16 protein-coding genes are annotated in these 15,983 nt (G+C 72.7%); 12 read left to right on the top strand and 4 right to left on the bottom strand.

Annotation, left to right across the window (positions count from 1 at the left end; genetic code table 11):
* Nucleotides 1-46 precede the first annotated feature (46 nt).
* Nucleotides 47-1,525, top strand: coding sequence for a GTPase ObgE (gene obgE / locus ACGFIK_RS24990; protein ID WP_393341575.1), 1,479 nt, complete (start codon nt 47-49; stop codon nt 1,523-1,525).
* A 128-nt stretch (nt 1,526-1,653) separates the two neighbouring features.
* Here the strand turns inward: obgE and ACGFIK_RS24985 are convergent, their stop codons facing one another.
* A complete protein-coding gene (locus tag ACGFIK_RS24985) occupies nt 1,654-2,130 on the bottom strand; it encodes a DUF4383 domain-containing protein (RefSeq protein WP_327024503.1) in 477 nt (158 codons plus the stop codon).
* 191 nt (nt 2,131-2,321) lie between these two features.
* Between ACGFIK_RS24985 and ACGFIK_RS24980 the strand changes: the two genes are divergently transcribed.
* Complete coding sequence (locus ACGFIK_RS24980; protein ID WP_327024504.1) at nt 2,322-2,468, top strand: hypothetical protein; 147 nt, start codon at nt 2,322-2,324, stop codon at nt 2,466-2,468.
* 198 nt (nt 2,469-2,666) lie between these two features.
* Nucleotides 2,667-3,050 (top strand): hypothetical protein, encoded by a 384-nt coding sequence (locus ACGFIK_RS24975; RefSeq protein WP_327024505.1) that lies wholly within the window; start codon nt 2,667-2,669, stop codon nt 3,048-3,050.
* A 57-nt stretch (nt 3,051-3,107) separates the two neighbouring features.
* Here the strand turns inward: ACGFIK_RS24975 and ACGFIK_RS24970 are convergent, their stop codons facing one another.
* Complete coding sequence (locus tag ACGFIK_RS24970) at nt 3,108-3,326, bottom strand: DUF397 domain-containing protein (protein WP_357531615.1); 219 nt, start codon at nt 3,324-3,326, stop codon at nt 3,108-3,110.
* Between the two features lie 69 nt (nt 3,327-3,395).
* On the opposite strand from ACGFIK_RS24970, the gene pepN reads away from it, so the two are divergent.
* The 9 genes from pepN (at nt 3,396) to ACGFIK_RS24925 (ending at nt 14,281) form a co-directional block, all read left to right on the top strand.
* Nucleotides 3,396-5,909: an aminopeptidase N gene (gene pepN, locus ACGFIK_RS24965; RefSeq protein ID WP_393341571.1), complete on the top strand. Its 2,514-nt coding sequence runs from the start codon at nt 3,396-3,398 to the stop codon at nt 5,907-5,909.
* Nucleotides 5,910-5,982: 73 nt separating this feature from the next.
* Nucleotides 5,983-6,579, top strand: coding sequence for a nicotinate-nucleotide adenylyltransferase (gene nadD, locus ACGFIK_RS24960; protein ID WP_327024507.1), 597 nt, complete (start codon nt 5,983-5,985; stop codon nt 6,577-6,579).
* A gap of 109 nt (nt 6,580-6,688) precedes the next feature.
* The gene (gene rsfS, locus ACGFIK_RS24955; RefSeq protein WP_327024508.1) at nt 6,689-7,093 is read left to right on the top strand and encodes a ribosome silencing factor; all 405 of its coding nucleotides are present in this window, start codon (nt 6,689-6,691) and stop codon (nt 7,091-7,093) included.
* Complete coding sequence (locus ACGFIK_RS24950; protein ID WP_393341568.1) at nt 7,090-7,728, top strand: histidine phosphatase family protein; 639 nt, start codon at nt 7,090-7,092, stop codon at nt 7,726-7,728. The genes rsfS and ACGFIK_RS24950 overlap by 4 nt, the downstream gene beginning before the upstream one ends.
* Nucleotides 7,729-7,800: 72 nt before the next feature.
* A complete protein-coding gene (locus tag ACGFIK_RS24945) occupies nt 7,801-8,664 on the top strand; it encodes a DegV family protein (protein ID WP_393341566.1) in 864 nt (287 codons plus the stop codon).
* 744 nt (nt 8,665-9,408) lie between these two features.
* Nucleotides 9,409-10,257: a helix-hairpin-helix domain-containing protein gene (locus ACGFIK_RS24940; RefSeq protein ID WP_393341597.1), complete on the top strand. Its 849-nt coding sequence runs from the start codon at nt 9,409-9,411 to the stop codon at nt 10,255-10,257.
* A 38-nt stretch (nt 10,258-10,295) separates the two neighbouring features.
* Entirely contained in the window at nt 10,296-12,707 is a 2,412-nt protein-coding gene (locus ACGFIK_RS24935; RefSeq protein WP_393341594.1) for a ComEC/Rec2 family competence protein, read from the top strand.
* Between the two features lie 156 nt (nt 12,708-12,863).
* The gene (holA, locus tag ACGFIK_RS24930) at nt 12,864-13,841 is read left to right on the top strand and encodes a DNA polymerase III subunit delta (RefSeq protein ID WP_357531620.1); all 978 of its coding nucleotides are present in this window, start codon (nt 12,864-12,866) and stop codon (nt 13,839-13,841) included.
* Nucleotides 13,838-14,281, top strand: a complete 444-nt coding sequence (locus ACGFIK_RS24925) for a hypothetical protein (RefSeq protein ID WP_327024512.1) — start codon at nt 13,838-13,840, stop codon at nt 14,279-14,281. Before holA ends, ACGFIK_RS24925 begins: the two co-directional genes overlap by 4 nt.
* A 171-nt stretch (nt 14,282-14,452) precedes the next feature.
* Here the strand turns inward: ACGFIK_RS24925 and rpsT are convergent, their stop codons facing one another.
* A complete protein-coding gene (gene rpsT, locus ACGFIK_RS24920; RefSeq protein WP_102659200.1) occupies nt 14,453-14,719 on the bottom strand; it encodes a 30S ribosomal protein S20 in 267 nt (88 codons plus the stop codon).
* Between the two features lie 237 nt (nt 14,720-14,956).
* Nucleotides 14,957-15,934: an aminoglycoside phosphotransferase family protein gene (locus tag ACGFIK_RS24915; RefSeq protein ID WP_357531621.1), complete on the bottom strand. Its 978-nt coding sequence runs from the start codon at nt 15,932-15,934 to the stop codon at nt 14,957-14,959.
* Nucleotides 15,935-15,983 lie beyond the last annotated feature (49 nt).

Genomic DNA, 15,983 nt, shown 5'->3' with positions numbered 1-15,983 from the left:
CCTTTTCGTCAGACGCGGGGGTGCTCCTCGCTGGAAGGATTGCGGCGTGACTACGTTCGTTGACCGGGTCGTCCTGCACCTGCAGGCCGGCGACGGCGGGCACGGCTGTGTCTCGATCCACCGGGAGAAGTTCAAGCCGTTCGGCGGCCCCGACGGGGGTAACGGCGGGCACGGCGGCAGCGTCTCCCTGGTGGTCGACCCGCAGGTGCACACGCTGCTCGACTTCCACTTCCGCCCGCACATCAAGGCGCAGAACGGCCGCGGGGGTGCCGGCTCCAACCGGGACGGCGCCAACGGCGCGGACCTGGTGATCACGGTCCCCAACGGGACGGTCGTGCAGACCCTCGACGGCACCGTGCTCGCCGACATGGTCGGTGCCGGTACCACCTTCGAGGTGGCCCGGGGCGGTCGTGGCGGCCGGGGCAACGCCTCGCTGGCCAACGCCCGCCGGAAGGCCCCCGGCTTCGCCGAACTGGGCGAGCCGGGTGAGCAGCTGGATGTGGTGCTGGAACTCAAGAGCGTCGCCGATGTCGGTCTGGTGGGTTTCCCCTCGGCCGGGAAGTCGTCGCTGATCTCGGTGATCTCCGCGGCCAAGCCGAAGATCGCCGACTACCCCTTCACCACCCTGGTGCCCAACCTCGGGGTGGTCCGGGTCGACAACCACACCTTCACCGTGGCCGACGTGCCCGGCCTGATCCCCGGGGCGGCCACCGGCAAGGGCCTCGGCCTGGAGTTCCTCCGGCACATCGAGCGCTGCGCCGTGCTGGTGCACGTCATCGACACCGCCACCCTGGAGCCCGGTCGGGACCCGCTCGCCGACATCGACACCATCGAGGCGGAGCTGGCGGCCTACGGAGGCCTGGCCGACCGGCCCCGGCTGGTCGCCCTGAACAAGATCGACGTGCCCGACGGGCGCGACCTGGCCGAGATCGTCCGGCCCGACCTCCAGGCGCGGGGCCTGCGGGTCTTCGAGATCTCCGCAGCCACTCGGGAAGGGCTCAAGGAGTTCACCTACGCGATGGCGGAGCTGGTGCAGCAGGCCCGGGCGGCGACACCACCGGCCGAACCGACCCGCGTCGTGCTCCGGCCGAGGGCGGTCGACGACGCCGGCTTCACCATCGAGGCGGAACCGGACGGCTCGTACACCGTGCGGGGGGTCCGCCCCGAGCGGTGGGTGCGTCAGACGAACTTCGACAACGACGAGGCGGTGGGCTTCCTCGCCGACCGGCTGGCCCGGCTCGGGGTCGAGGACCAGTTGGCCAAGGCGGGTGCCCAGCCGGGTGACCTGGTGCGCATCGGGGAGCGCGAGTTCGACTGGCAGCCGACCCTCTACGCGGGCGCGGAGTTCGTACCCGGGGCCCGGGGCCGGGACGTGCGGCTGGAGGAGAAGACGACCAGGGCCAGCGCGGCCGAGCGGTTGGCGGCCCGGAAGGCCCGCCGGCAGCGCCCCGCCGACGAGGTGGAGTCTTCCCCGGAGCCTTCGTCGGAGCCCGAGGCCCTGCCCGAGCCGGACCACGCCGAGTAGTCCCACCAGGTGCGGCCATTGCCGCCGGCCTGCGTCGCTGATCGACTCCGTTTCGCCGAAACGGCGGTTTCCCACCGCTGGGTACCCCGCCGTTTCGGCGATACGGTGCGCGCCAGGTCGTCCGGCGGTCAGGGCCGGTCGAGGGGATTGTCGAGTCGACCGCCGGTACCACGGTTGTTGGACAGCAGCAGGCCCAGGGCGAGCATGCCGAAGCCGAGCGCCAGGTGCAGGAAGTCGTCGGCACCGTTGACCGGAATGAAGTTGGCCGCGCTGTCGTCCTCGATCGCCCACCCGTACAGCCACAGGGCCAGGTAGACCGCCCCGCCTGCGGTGAGGAAGATCCGTGCGCCGGCCAGTCGGCGGGCCGCCACCAGCCCGATCAGACCGAAGCCCAGGTGCAGCAGGTTGTGCAGGATCGACACCTGGAACACGCCGAGCAGCTTCGCCCCCGAGTGGTGCCCGGCGAAGGTCATGTCGCCGTATCCGGTGGTGATGCCGGGAATGAACCCGGCCACCCCGAGGACCAGGAACAGGGCGGCCACGATCAGGGCGGCGAGTTGGACGCGGGTGCGGTCCGGCCGACCGCGGTCTGCCTGATGCGCCATTGATGTCACCCCTGTGGATCTGGATACGCCCGCGGCCGAGGGCGCGAGGCGCGCACGCGCATGGCGATCTCGCTGGCCCGTTGATCCCCAATTGTCGTGGTCCGGCCGTGCTCGCGCAGCGAAACGACCAATCAAGCCGGCTGTCTGCGATGTCGTTCCCCGGCCACCCTCGGGGTAGCAGCGGTACATCGATGCTGCTGGAGCGGCTGGCCGCCGGCGAGATCGACCCCGCCTACCTGGCCACCCATCCGATGTCGCTGGAGCAGGGTGCGCGGGGCTACGAGATCTTCGAGAAGAAGCAGGAGGGGTGTCTGCGTACGGTGTTGCACCCGGCCTGACACCCGCCCGGTCGGCGGGCGCGGTGCGTGGGCCAGCTGGCCCCTCCCGGCAGGCGGCGTTCCTGGTTGACTGCGTCAAGCGTCGGCGACGCCGCCCATCCGGGCGGCGCGCACCGCGCCCGCCGTCGGCCCCGAAGGCCGCGCACTCGGCGTGCGGGGTGCGGCGGATGAGCCGGCGGGCACGCGGGGGAGGGACGTATGCAGGACAACAGGCCGGCACCCTGGCGGCGGTGGATGACCGGGGCCTTGCATGGGGGTGGCGACCCGCCACTGATCACCTCTGCCCGGCGGCTGGTTCCGGATCGCTGCTACACCGCGCATCTCGGCTTCACCGCCGCCGATCTGGCCGCCGCGCGGGAGACGGCCGTCGGATACGCCGAGGCCCTCAGCCTTCTGCGGCCCGAGGTGGCCCTCGGTGCCTCCGCGGTGTCCCCGGCCGGCGACTGGCGGCAGGCCGAGCGGCTGTTCTGCGGGGCCCTCGGCCCCGATGGTGAGCGCTGCGTCGATGTCGCCGGTCATCCGGGGTTCCATCACGCCCCGGGGCCCGGTGGCCTGGGCTGGGGTGACGGCGATGTCGGCTGAGGGTTCGCCCCGGTCCGGCACGGCGGGGTGGGTCCCGCCGACCGGGGCGACGGTCGATCAGTCGAGGTCGAACTCACCGTCCTGGGCGCCCGCGACGAAGGCGTCCCACTCGGCCTGGGTGAACACCAGCACCGGGCCGTCCGGCTCGGCGGAGTTGCGCATGCCGATCAGGTCGTCGACGAAGGCGACCTCCACGGCGGCCTCGGAGTTGTCCCCTTCGGCCCGCTGCCAGACCGCCCGGGAGAGGTCGAAGTCGCCCTTGGGGTGCGTTGTCATGGTCCAGTCCTCCAGCGTCGGGGGTAAATGGGGACGCCCGCTGGCGACCCCATCCGGCAGGATAAGCGGATGCCGAGCCTGAGCCGTGCAGAGTCGACCGCGCGTGGCGCGTCGATCGCCGTCGTGTCGTATCACGTGGACCTCGACCTGACCACCGGCGACGAACGGTTCCGGTCGCTGGTCACCATCCGGTTCACCGCCACCGGCACGGAGACCTTCGTCGAGGTCAAACCCGCCACCCTGCTGGCGGTACGCCTCAACGGCGTCGACCTGGACCCGGCCGCGCTGACGGACAACCGGCTGCCCCTGACCGGGCTGGTCGAGGAGAACACCCTGACCGTCGAGGCGGAGATGGCGTACACCAACACCGGGGAGGGGGTGCACCGTTTCGTCGACCCCGCCGACGGTGAGACCTACCTCTACGCGATGTCCTTCCTGGACGAGGTGCAGCGCATCTTCGCCGCCTTCGACCAGCCGGACCTGAAGGCTCCGGTGACCCTGTCGGTCACCGCACCGCCGCACTGGACGGTAGCGGCCAACGCCGAGGTGGCGGCCAGGCCGGCTCCGGGGCGGTGGGAGTTCGCCCCCACCCTGCCGATCTCGACCTACCTGTTCACCCTGATCGCCGGGCCCTGGCACCTGCGCCGGGACGAGCATGAGGGTGTTCCCCTCGGCATCTACTGCCGGCGTTCCCTGGCCGAGCACCTGGACGCCGACGCCGAGGAGATCTTCACCGTCACCAAGCAGTGCCTGGACCGCTTCCATCAGCTGTTCGCCGAGCGCTATCCCTTCGGCAAGTACGACCAGGCCTTCGTGCCGGAGTTCAACGCCGGGGCGATGGAGAATCCGGGGCTGGTCACCTTCCGCGACGACTACATCTTCCGGTCGGCCGTCACGGACACTCAGCGCGAGTCGCGGGCCACCACCATCGCCCACGAGATGGCCCACATGTGGTTCGGTGACCTGGTCACCATGCGGTGGTGGGAGGACCTGTGGCTCAACGAGTCGTTCGCGGAATACCTCGGCACCCGGGTCACCGCCGAGGCGACCCGGTTCGACCAGGCCTGGACGACCTTCGCGCTGCGCCGTAAGGCCGGCGGGTACGCCGCCGACCAGCGCCCCTCCACTCACCCGGTGGCTCCCGAGCAGGTGCCCGACGCCGCCGAGGCCTTGCTCAACTTCGACGGCATCTCATACGCCAAGGGTGCCAGCGTGCTGCGGCAACTGGTGGCCTGGCTCGGCGACGAGGCCTTCCTGACCGGGCTGAACGACTACTTCTCCCGGCACCGGTTCGGCAACGCCACCCTGACCGATCTGCTCGCCAGTCTCGGCTCGGCGAGCGGGCGGGACCTGGCCGGTTGGGCCCAGGTGTGGCTGCGTACCGCCCAGGTCAACACCCTGCGGGTCGAGGTGGCCCTGGACCCCGAGGGCCGCTACCGGGAGGTGGCCCTCACCCAGACCGCCCCGGCGACCCATCCGGTGCTGCGCCCGCACCGCATCGGGGTGGGCCGGTACGCCGTCGACGGCGGCGCCGACCGGATCGAGGTCGACCTGGATCCGCGGACCGATGGTGGCCGCACCGTGCTGGCCGGGTTGACCGGTGAGCCGGCCTCGGCCGTCCTGCTGCCCAACGACGGTGACCTGACCTTCGCCAAGATCCGTCTGGATCCCGCCTCCGTCGAGGCGGTGTCCCTGCTGTTGCCCCGGTTGGCCGACCCCCTGCCCCGCGCCCTGCTGTGGGGCGAGGCGCTGGGCGCGGCCATCGACGGCGAACGGCCGGTCATGGCGGTGGTGGAGCTGATCGGGGCGGTGCTGCCCACCGAGACCGAGGTGATCATCGCCGAGGATGTGCTGGCCATGAGCCGTTCCCTCGTCGACCGCTACCTCGATCCGTCCATGCGGCAGACCGCCCTGGCGGTGATCGACAAGACCTGCCGCCAGATGCTCGACGGCGCCGCCGCCGGGAGTTCCGCGCAGTTGGCGGCGGCCCGGGGTCTGATCGCCGCGACCTCCGACGCCGCCCTGCTGACCGGCTGGCTGGACGGTCGGGAGGTGCCGCAGGGCCTGGCGGTCGACACCGAGCTGCGTTGGGCGATCCTCGGTCGGCTGGTGACCCTGGGGATGGCGGGCGGGGCCGAGATCGAGGCGGAGGCGGCGGCCGACCCGAGCGCCGCCGGTGCGGAACGCGCCGCCCGGTGCCGCGCCGCCGTGGCCGATCCGGCCGCCAAGCGGGCCGCCTGGGAGATCATCGTGGCTAACACGGAGTTGTCCAACCGGCTGGTCGAGGCGACCGCAGCCGGCTTCTGGCAGCCCGAGCAGGGGGAGTTGACTGCGGACTACGTACCGCGCTATTTCGCCGACATGCCGACCGCCGCCCGGCTGCGTACCCCCTGGGTGGCCGAGGAGGTGGCCCACCTGGCCTTCCCCCGGTACGCCGTGGCGCAGACCACCCGGGAGGCGGCCGCGGCGCTGCTGGCCCGCGACGACCTGACCCCCGGGCTGCGCCGGGTGCTCATCGACGCCGACGACGACCTGCGGCGTGCCCTGGTGGCGCGGACGGCTTTGGCCGCCACGAATGCCTGACCCCCGTGGTGGGTCGAGCGCTGTCCGTCAGGCCGGGCCCGAGATGGGGCCGGATTCGGACTACGATCATGGGGTGACGCAAGACAACCGGCGGATCGGGATCATGGGCGGCACCTTCGACCCGATCCATCACGGGCACCTGGTGGCGGCCAGTGAGGTCGCGGACCGGTTCGGGCTCGACGAAGTGGTCTTCGTGCCGACCGGTCAGCCGTGGCAGAAGGAGGATCTCCCGGTCAGCCCGGCCGAGGATCGTTACCTGATGACCGTGGTGGCCACCGCCTCCAACCCGCGCTTCCAGGTCAGCCGGGTGGACATCGACCGAGGGGGGCCCACCTACACGGTCGACACCCTGCGGGATCTGCACGCCCTGTACGGCCCCAAGGCCCAGCTGTTCTTCATCACCGGCGCGGACGCCCTGGAGCGCATCCTGAGCTGGAAGAACCTGGACGAGATCTTCGAACTCGCCCACTTCATCGGGGTCACCCGACCGGGTTTCGCGTTGTCCGACGCCCACCTGCCCGCCGACACGGTCAGCCTGGTGCAGGTGCCGGCGATGGCGATATCCTCCACCGACTGCCGGGCCCGGGTGGCCCGCGGTGAGCCGGTCTGGTATCTGGTGCCGGACGGTGTGGTGCAGTACATCGCCAAACGGCGTCTCTATCAGGGGTGATCAGTCCCCTTATGGTGCGGATGATGCCGTTTCCGGGGCGAAACCGACAGGTCGCACCGGCGGGTCGTGTGAGAGGCTTGGGTATCGCACGGTTGATCGAAGGAGAACGGTGACAGTTTCCGAGCGCGCTTACGAGCTGGCGATCACCGCCGCCCAGGCCGCGGCCGACAAGAAGGCTCAGGACATCGTCATCATCGACGTGGGCGACCAGCTCGCCATCACGGACGCGTTCGTGCTCGCCGCCGCGTCGAACGAGCGGCAGGTGCTGGCCATCGTCGACGCCATCGAGGAAGCCCTGCTCGACCTGCCGGAGAAGGCGAAGCCGGTGCGTCGCGAGGGCGAGCGCGGTGGACGCTGGGTGCTGCTCGACTACGTCGACATCGTGGTGCACGTCCAGCACACCGAGGAGCGCGAGTTCTACGCCCTGGACCGGCTCTGGAAGGACTGCCCGACCATCCCGTTCGTCGACCGGGACCTGGCTCGGGCCGAGGCCGGCGCCGGATCGGGCGAGTGACCCGGCTGATCATCTGGCGGCACGGCAACACCGACTGGAACGCCGCCAACAAGGTCCAGGGGCAGACCGAGGTACCCCTCAACGATCTCGGCCGGGAGCAGGCACGCGAGGCCGCCCCCCTGCTGGCCGCGCTGAACCCGGACGCCATCGTCACCAGTGACCTGAGCCGGGCCGCGGACACCGCCGCCGCGCTGGCCGCGCTCACCGGCCTGCCGGTGCGTTCCGACGCCCGGCTGCGGGAACGCTACTTCGGCCAGTGGCAGGGCCTGCTGCTCACCGAGGTCGCCGAACGGTTCCCCGAGGAGTACGCCCGCTGGCGGGCCGGGGACCCGGATCCCGGCGCGGATGTCGAACCCCTGGACGAGCTGGGCAAACGGATCGGTACCGCCCTGCACGAGATCGCCGACGAGATGCCCGGGGGCACCATCGTCGTCGCCACCCACGGCGGGGCGGCGCGGCAGGGCTGCGGGCAGCTGTTGGGCTGGGACCACACGGTGCTGCGCACCATCGGTCCGCTGCGCAACTGCCACTGGACCGACCTGCGCCGTGAGGACGACCGGGGTTGGCGCCTGCGGTCCTACAACGTCGGCCCGATCAAGGTGACCGCCGCGCTGGGGTCGGCCGAGCCGGTCTGACGAGGTGGCGCCGCCGTCCCGGCCCTGAACCGGTTGGACGGCCGACCGGCCCGATCCGCTACCGTGCCGGACATGCCCGTCGCGGTCGTGACCGACTCCACCACCTACCTTCCGCCCGAACTGGTGCCGGCGTACCGGTTGACCGTCGTGCCGCTGACCGTGGTGCTCAACGGTGTCGAAGGACTGGAGGGAGTGGAGGTCTTCCCGGCCGACGCCACCCGGGCCCTGAGCGCCCGGCGGGTCTCGGTGAGCACCTCCCGACCGTCGCCCGAACAGTTCGTCCAGACCTACGGCAGCCTGCTGGAGGCCGGCGCGCAGGGGGTCGTCTCGGTGCACCTGTCGGCCGGGCTCTCCGGCACGGTCGAGGCCGCCGAGTTGGCGGCGGCGCAGTTCGGCGGCCGGGTGACCGTGGTGGACAGCCGCTCCTGCGGCATGGGGCTCGGCTTCCCGACCCTCGCCGCCTCCCGGGCCGCCGCCCAGGGCGCGGACCTGGCGGGGGTACGCGCCGCTGCCGTCGAGGCGGCCGGTCGCACCAGCACCTTCTTCTATGTCGACACCCTGGAACTGCTGCGCCGGGGCGGCCGGATCAACGCGGCTGAGGCGCTGCTCGGTACGGCCCTGTCGGTCAAGCCGATCCTGCACGTCTCCGACGGCGGCATCGTGCTCAAGGACAAGGTGCGTACCGCCAGCCGAGGGGCGGCCCGACTCGTCGATCTGGCCGTCGAGGCGGCCGACGACACCGCGGTGGATCTCGCCGTGCACCATCTCGCCGCCCCGCAACGCGCCGAACTCCTGCTGGAGGCGCTGACCGCCCGACTGGGTGACCAGCTGCACGACACGTACCTGACCGAGGCCGGTGCGGCCGTCGCCGCCCATGTCGGCCCCGGTCTGGCCTGCGTCGTCATCCACCGACGACCGGCCACCCCGACCACCTGAGCTGCCGCCCTCCTGCACCGGCGCTCCCCGGTCGGGCGGCTCCTGGTCGGGCGGTCCCCGGTCCGGCGGGCTCTGCCGGGCAGTTGCTAGTCGGGACCCTGGACGGGGTGCTCACTGTGCATCGACGACCGGATGTCGCAGCATCGCCTAGGGCCTGAGGTAGCGGCACCGCCCCGACCGAATGTCGCGGGCCCGCCCTGACCAGCGGCACCGCCTCGGCCGGGTACGGCGGCACGGACCCGACCTGGGGCAGTAGTACCGCCGATAGCACATCGTGGGCATGATCAGGGCGTTGTCCACAGGAGGCCGGTTGTCCACAGTGGGGACGGTCAGGGCCGGCCTGACCCGGCCCGGTCGTCCTAACCTCGCGCAGTGTCCAACGACGAGGAGACGGCGGTACGGGCGCGCCTGTGGCGACTGATGCCCGGCGCGGCCGAGCGTGGTGCCGACCTACCACCGACAGCGGTGCCGGGGGAATCGGCGACCGACCCGCGCTTCGGTGCCTCAGTCAGACCCTGGCCATCCGGCCTCGATTCGGTACCGCAGGCCGCCACGGTTGCGACCACCCCGTTGGAGTGGCCGACGGTGCCACTGCCTGTTCCGGCGCCCACCGGCCAGCAGCCACACACACCGACCGCCTCCGGGCCGACCGCCTCCGGACCGGTCACGGCCAGACGGGTCCGGTCGGCTCGGCCCGCCTGGGTCGATCCCGAACCGACCGACCCGGAGCCGCTGGCTGAACCGATGCCGCTGGCCGAGGCCGTGCCGCTGGTGGGGCCGGTGCCGTTGGCCGATGGTGTACCGCTGGCTGGGTCGGTGCCGCTGGTCGATCCCGGGTCGCCGGCGGACTCGGTGTCGATCGATACATCAGGGCAGGCGGGCGGCAGGGGAGTCGGGGGAGGTTCATCGGTCTGGCAGTCCGGGCCAGGGCACGAGCCGACCGAAGCCGCACCGGTGTCCCGGCTGCCGGGGCCGGGTGCGTTCGATCCGGGTCGGCGGGGGGTTCGGGCGCTGGCGGTCGTCGCGGTCCTGGTGGTGCTCGGGGCGGCCGGGTGGACCTGGCGCTCCCGACCACAGGTCGAGCCGGTCGCTGCCGTGACCGCTGCGCCCGCGCCGGACCCCTCGGACATTCCGGAGGACGGGTCGGCCGAGGGGGCGACCGGCGAGGTGGTCGTGGCGGTGGCGGGCAAGGTCCGTCGTCCGGGGCTGGTGCGCCTGCCGGCCGGTGCGCGGGTCGCCGATGCCGTCGAGGCGGCCGGTGGCGCGTTGCCCGGGGTGGACGTCGCCATGCTCAATCCGGCCCGCAAGGTCACCGACGGGGAGTTGATCGTGGTCGGGGTGGCGGCTCCCACCCCGGCGGCGGGCGCCGGCCCGGCAGTCGGTGGCGATCCGGGCGCGGGCGGGCGGGTCAACCTGAACACCGCGACTCAGGCCCAGTTGGAGACCCTGCCCGGGGTGGGGCCGGTGCTGGCCCGACGCATCATCGAGCACCGCGACCAGCACGGCGGCTTCCGGTCCGTCAGCGACCTGCGCCAGGTCAACGGCATCGGCGAAGCGCGGTACGAGGAACTCAAAGACCTGGTGACGGTGTGAGGACGGACGGGCTCTCCACCTCCGGGTCGCCCTCACCGGTGCCCGGGAGCACCGGTCCCTTCGGGGCGATCGTCGACCCGAGCGGCGGGCAACCGCCTGACCTGCGGCTGGCCGGGCTGGCCGTGGCGGCCTGGCTGACCGCCCTGGCCGGGCTGCATCTCGACGCCCGGCGGGCCCTGCTGCCGGCCGTCGTCGCTGCCGGCCTGGCCGGGCTGGCGGCGCTGCACCTGCTCGGGTTCGTCGGTCGTCCCGGCACGGTCGCCCGGCGCTACGGCTGGATCGTGGTGGCCGTGCTGATCGGGGTGGTCTGCGGCGGCGCCGCCACCTCGGCCCGGCTGGCCGTACGCGACACCGAGCCGCTCCGCGCCCTCGTCGAGGACCGGGCCCAGGTCACCGCCGAACTGGTCGTCCGGGACGACCCACGGCCGGTACGCGGTGGCATCGTCGGCCGCCCACCCACCCTGCTGGTACGGACCAAGTTGGTGAGCGTCACCGGCCCGGCGGAGCAGCGGGTCACCGTACCCGCCCGGGTGCTGGTCCTCGCCGACGACCCGGCCTGGCGGCACCTGCTGCCCGGTCAACGTCTCACCGCAGCGGGGAAGTTGACCGCACCGCGCGGCGGTGACCTGACCGGCGCCGTACTGCTGGCCTCGGGCCCACCTGACCGGCTAGGGGAACCCTCAGCCCTGCAACGGGCGGCCGGTCGGCTCCGGGTCGGCCTGCAACAGGCGTGTGCACCGTTGCCGGACGAGCCGGGTGGCCTGCTGCCCGGGCTGGTGGTGGGGGACACCAGCCGGCTGCCCGAGGAGGTCGAGGAGGACTTCCGGGCCACCGGAATGACCCACCTCAACGCGGTGTCCGGGTCCAATGTCGCGATCGTCGTGGGGGCGGTGCTGCTGCTGGCCCGGTGGGCGCGGGCCGGGCCGGGTCTGGCGGCCGTCCTCTGCGGGGTGGCGCTGGTGGGCTTCGTCATCCTGGTCCGTCCCTCGCCGAGTGTGGTCCGGGCGGCCACCATGGGGGCGATCGGGCTTGCTGCGTTGGCCGCCGGCCGTCCCCGAGCGGCCGTGCCGGCCCTGGCCGCCGCCGTCGCGGTGCTGGTGCTTGTCGACCCCGATCTGGCCGGCGACGCCGGCTTCGCGCTGTCGGTGCTGGCCACCGGTGGTCTGTTGCTGCTCGCGCCCCGGTGGCGCGACGGGTTGCGGCGGCGGGGGGTACCACCGGGGGCGGCCGAGGCGCTGGCGGTGCCGGCTGCCGCGCAGTTGGCCTGTTCGCCGGTGATCGCCGGGCTGTCGGGCACCATCAGTCTGGTCGCGGTGCCGGCGAACCTGCTCGTGGTGCCGGCCATCGCCCCGGCGACCGTGCTCGGGGTGCTGTCCGCGACGGTGTCGCCGATCTGGCCCTTCGGTGCCGAGGTGGCCGCGTGGTTGGCGCACTGGCCGGCGTGGTGGCTGGTGCTGGTCGCCCGGTACGGCGCCCGCCTGCCGATGGGCAACCTGCCCTGGCCGGGTGGGGTGACCGGGGCCCTGCTGCTGGCCGGGCTGACCGTGGCCCTGTTGGTCGCCGTCCGGCGGCCGGTGGTGCGTCGCCTGGTGGCGGTGGGCACGGTCGCGGTGGTGCTCGGTGCCGTGCCGGTGCGGGTGATCGCGCCGGGCTGGCCGCCGAAGGGCTGGGTGATCGCGGTCTGCGCCGTCGGGCAGGGCGACACGGTGGTGTTGCCGGTGGCCCCCGGACGGGCGGTCGTGGTCGACGCCGGCCCGGACCCGCAGGCGGCGGACGCCTGCCTGCGCCGGCTCGATGTGCGCCGGGTTCCGCTGCTGGTGGTCAGCCACTTTCATGTCGACCACACCGGGGGTGTGGCGGGGGTCTTCCGGGGGCGGCAGGTAGACCTGGTGTCGACTCCGCAGTGGCCGGAGCCGGCCACCGGACGACAGCAGATCCACGATGCCGCCGAGGGTCGTGGCACCCCGGTGGTGCCCGTTGCGGCTGGGTGGCGGTATCAGGCCGGTGCCGTGGACCTTGTCGTGGTGGGACCCCCCTACCCGATGCGCGGGACCCGGTCGGACCCGAACAACAACTCCCTGATGCTGTTCGCCACGGTGGCCGGGGTGCGGATCATGCTCACCGGTGATGCCGAGACGGAGGAGCAGCAGGCCGTGCGGGAGCAGTTGCCGGCCCACCGGCTGCGGGCCGATGTGCTGAAGGTCGCCCACCACGGCAGCGCGTACCAGGATCCGGGTTTTCTGGACGCCATCGCCGCGAGGGTGGCCCTGGTGCCGGTGGGGGCGGGCAACACCTACGGGCATCCGAACGACGCGGTGCTGGCCAGGCTGGCCCGGGGCGGGGCGCGGGTGTTGCGTACCGACCTGGAGGGGGATGTGGCCGTGGTGCGCGATGGGGCCGGGCTGGCCGTGGTGCCCGGCGGGGTAGACCTGAGTAGGTCCAGACCGTGAGCCGGATTCACCGCCGGTCGCGATAAAAGGCAGAAATTGACCCTAGCTTATGGGGATAAGCGGAGAATTGGGGGTATGTCGGGATTTGCGCTTTGTGCGGGGTCTGCTCGCACCGTGCGGTCGACCCGACTGGACCGGGCTGGCGAGCGTGCGAATATGGGCGGCGTGACCGCCGCCAGTGCCGCTCCTATTGTGCTCGTCCTCGGTGACGAGGAGCTGCTCGCCACGCGTGCGGTGGCCCAAACGGTCGCCACCGCCCGGGCCGTCGATCCGGAGGTGGACGTCCGCGAGTACCAGGCCGGGCAGCTCACCGTCGGCGAGATCGACGAGATGCTCAGCCCGTCGCTGTTCGGAGGGCGCCGGGTGCTGGTGCTGCGGTCCGGTCAGGACGCCCGCAAGGACCTGGTTGCGGCCCTGCTGGCGTACGCGAAGAATCCCGACCCGGATGTGCAGCTCATCGTGCAGCATCTCGGCGCGGCCAAGGGCAAGGCCTTCGCCGACGGGCTGAAGGCAGCCGGTGCCCAGATCATGCCCGCCGCCAAACTCAAGGGGCACCGGGACCGGGTGGCCTTCGTCCGGGACGAGTTCCGGCGGGCCGGCGGCCGGTGCGCCGACGACGCCGCCGAGGCGTTGATCGCCGCGGTCGGCAACGATCTGCGGGAGCTGGCCGCGGCCTGTGCCCAGCTGATCGCCGACACCGACGGTCGGATCAGCGCCGATACCGTGTCCCGCTACTACCGGGGCCGGGTGGAGGTGAGCGGCTTCACCGTGGCCGACGCCACCATGGTCGGTGACGTGCCGGGGGCGCTGGAGGCCCTGCGCTGGGCCCTGCACGTCGGGGTGGACCCGGTGCCGATCGCAGACGCTCTCGCCGACGGCATCCGTACGGTCGCCCGGGTCGCCTCCGCCGGGCGGGGCAGCCCGTACCAGTTGGCCAGCAGCCTGGGCATGCCGCCGTGGAAGGTCGAGCGGGCCCAGCGGCAGGCGCGTGGCTGGACGCCGGAGGGGTTGGTCCAGGCGATGCAGGCGGCGGCCGAGTGCAACGCGGCGGTCAAGGGCGGGTCGGACGATCGGGCGTACGCGCTGGAGCGGGCCGTCTTCTCGGTAGCCGCCGCGCGGGGCGGCGCCAGATGAGCGGAGCCCTGCGTGGTTCCTGGGCCACGATCTCGGCCGACCAGCAGCGTTACCGACCGCTCTACGCCCGGGCGCTCGGGCTGCGGGTCGTCAACCCGGGTGGGGTGCTCTGCTTCGTCTTCTTCGAAGGGGCGATCGCCCTGGCAACCCTGCTGGTCCTGGCCGAGTTGGTCACCTGGTGGGCGGTCGTGGTGCTTCCCGCGGCGGTGGCTGTCATGGTCAAGCTCAACGACCTGGTGGCCGCGGCGGTGATCCGCTCGGCGGCAGCCGTACCCGAGCAGGAACGCGACCGGTTCCGGCGGCAGATGGAACCGGTAGTCGGGCGGGCCCAGGTCGACTGGCTGCCGCACAGCGTGCCCGGAGTGGTGCTCCGGGTGGAGCCTGCGGACAGTGTCGAGCCGATCGACCGCACCGCAGGCACCGACAAACCGAGACCGTAAACAGCCGCCGAGCCGAGACAGTGAGTAGCCGCCGAGCCGAGCCGAGACCGTGAGTAGCCGCCGAGCCGAGCCGGATCGGAAAGCCGCCGGGGCCGTGGTCACCGCTGGAGCACGAGCGTAAGCCCCGGGGCACCCGGCCCCGGGGCTTACGTCAGGTCTGCGGTCGTCCGCTCAGGAGGCGAGCGACGCCACGCGCTTGGCGATCGCCGACTTGCGGTTCGCCGCCTGGTTGGCGTGGATGACGCCCTTGCTGGCCGCCTTGTCCAGCTTCCGAGAGGCGTCCTGCATCAGCGCGGTGGCCTTCTCGGCGTCACCGGCCTCAGCAGCCTCGTGGAACTTGCGGATGGCGGTCTTCAGCGACGACTTGACCGACTTGTTACGCAGCCGGCGCTTCTCGTTCTGCCGGTTGCGCTTGATCTGGGACTTGATGTTCGCCACGCGACAGCCTCGTCTTGATAGCTCGGGTTGGTCAGCTTGTGCGCGCGACGAGCATGCGTCATCGCTGCGCGAAGAGCCAGGTTACCAGGTCAGTTCGGACGGGCCAAAACGGCACCCGACCCACGCCGGGGCGCGGCCCGGGCCCACCATACCTGGCTCGCCGCGAGACCGGGTGCCACCCCGGGCCCGCCTGCGGCAGCCCTCCACGGCCCTGGTCGCCCTCGACCGGAGACCCGGTCAGCTCCATCCCTGGCGGCGGGCCAGCCAGGCCAGGGCCTGCTCGCCGGTCCACCGCTGGTGGGCGGGGAGTTGGGCCGAGGCGGTCGGTGGGGCAGCGGCGGCGGCGGTCAGGTGGTAGCCGGCCAGGGCGGCCAGGGTCACGTCCAGCGCGTCCGCAGGCGCGTCGGCGGCGGCCGGGTGGGTGGCGAACCGGGCGTCCACCTCCAGTCCGCTGGCGTACCCGGTGATCAGCAGGCCGACCAGGTCGAACCAGGCCGGTCCGTGACACAGCCAGGTCCAGTCGCAGAACCAGGCCGTTCGGTCGGCGCCGATCAGGACGTTGTCCACCCGCAGGTCACCGTGGGTCAGGCCGGTCGCTTCGGCGGCGTACCCGGGCAGTTTCGACTCCAGCGCGACCAGTTCGGTCAGCCGGCCGACCGCCGATGCCGGTAGCGGCGGAGTCGGTTCCCGGCCGGCGGCCACCTCGCCCCACCAGAGGATGTCCTCCCGGGCCAGGTCGGCCAGGTGGGGCAGCCCGAGACCGGCGAGTTCGGTCGGGGGGTCGGCCAGGGCGGCGGCGATGTCGACGTAGCCGGTCAGGGTGGCGTCCAGCTCCGCCGGGTCCCACGGCAGCCGGGGGGTGTGCCCCTCGACCGGGTCCAGGCACAGCGCGTACCAGCCGGCCTCCCACAGGGTCCAGCGCAGTCCCGGCACGGGCAGTCCGGCGGGTAGCCGGGCGAGGATGGCGGCCTCCCGGGCGTACCAGTCGACCAGGTGAGGCTGCTCGGCGCGGGCCGCGGCCTTCACGAAGGCGCTGTCACCCTCGGCGGTGCGCAGCACCGCGGCGAAACCCCGGGTGAAGCCGGCGGTGGCTACCCGGGCCTCGACCACCGGGGCGCCGAGGCGGGCCGACACGGCGGCCCGGACCGCCGCCGGCAGGGCCGCCCAGCCGGGCCGCTGGGCGGTGGCGTGGTACGGCACGGGCGGGTTGCTCACCCGACCATGCTGCCCGGTGGCGGCGACCTGGGGGGACCCGACCGCCCGG

The sequence above is a fragment of the Micromonospora sp. NPDC048871 genome, from assembly GCF_043198155.1.
Classification (GTDB): Bacteria; Actinomycetota; Actinomycetes; order Mycobacteriales; family Micromonosporaceae; genus Micromonospora.
Note: the sequence above shows the minus strand (reverse complement) of the source record. Positions and strands in the feature narration are given on the sequence as shown.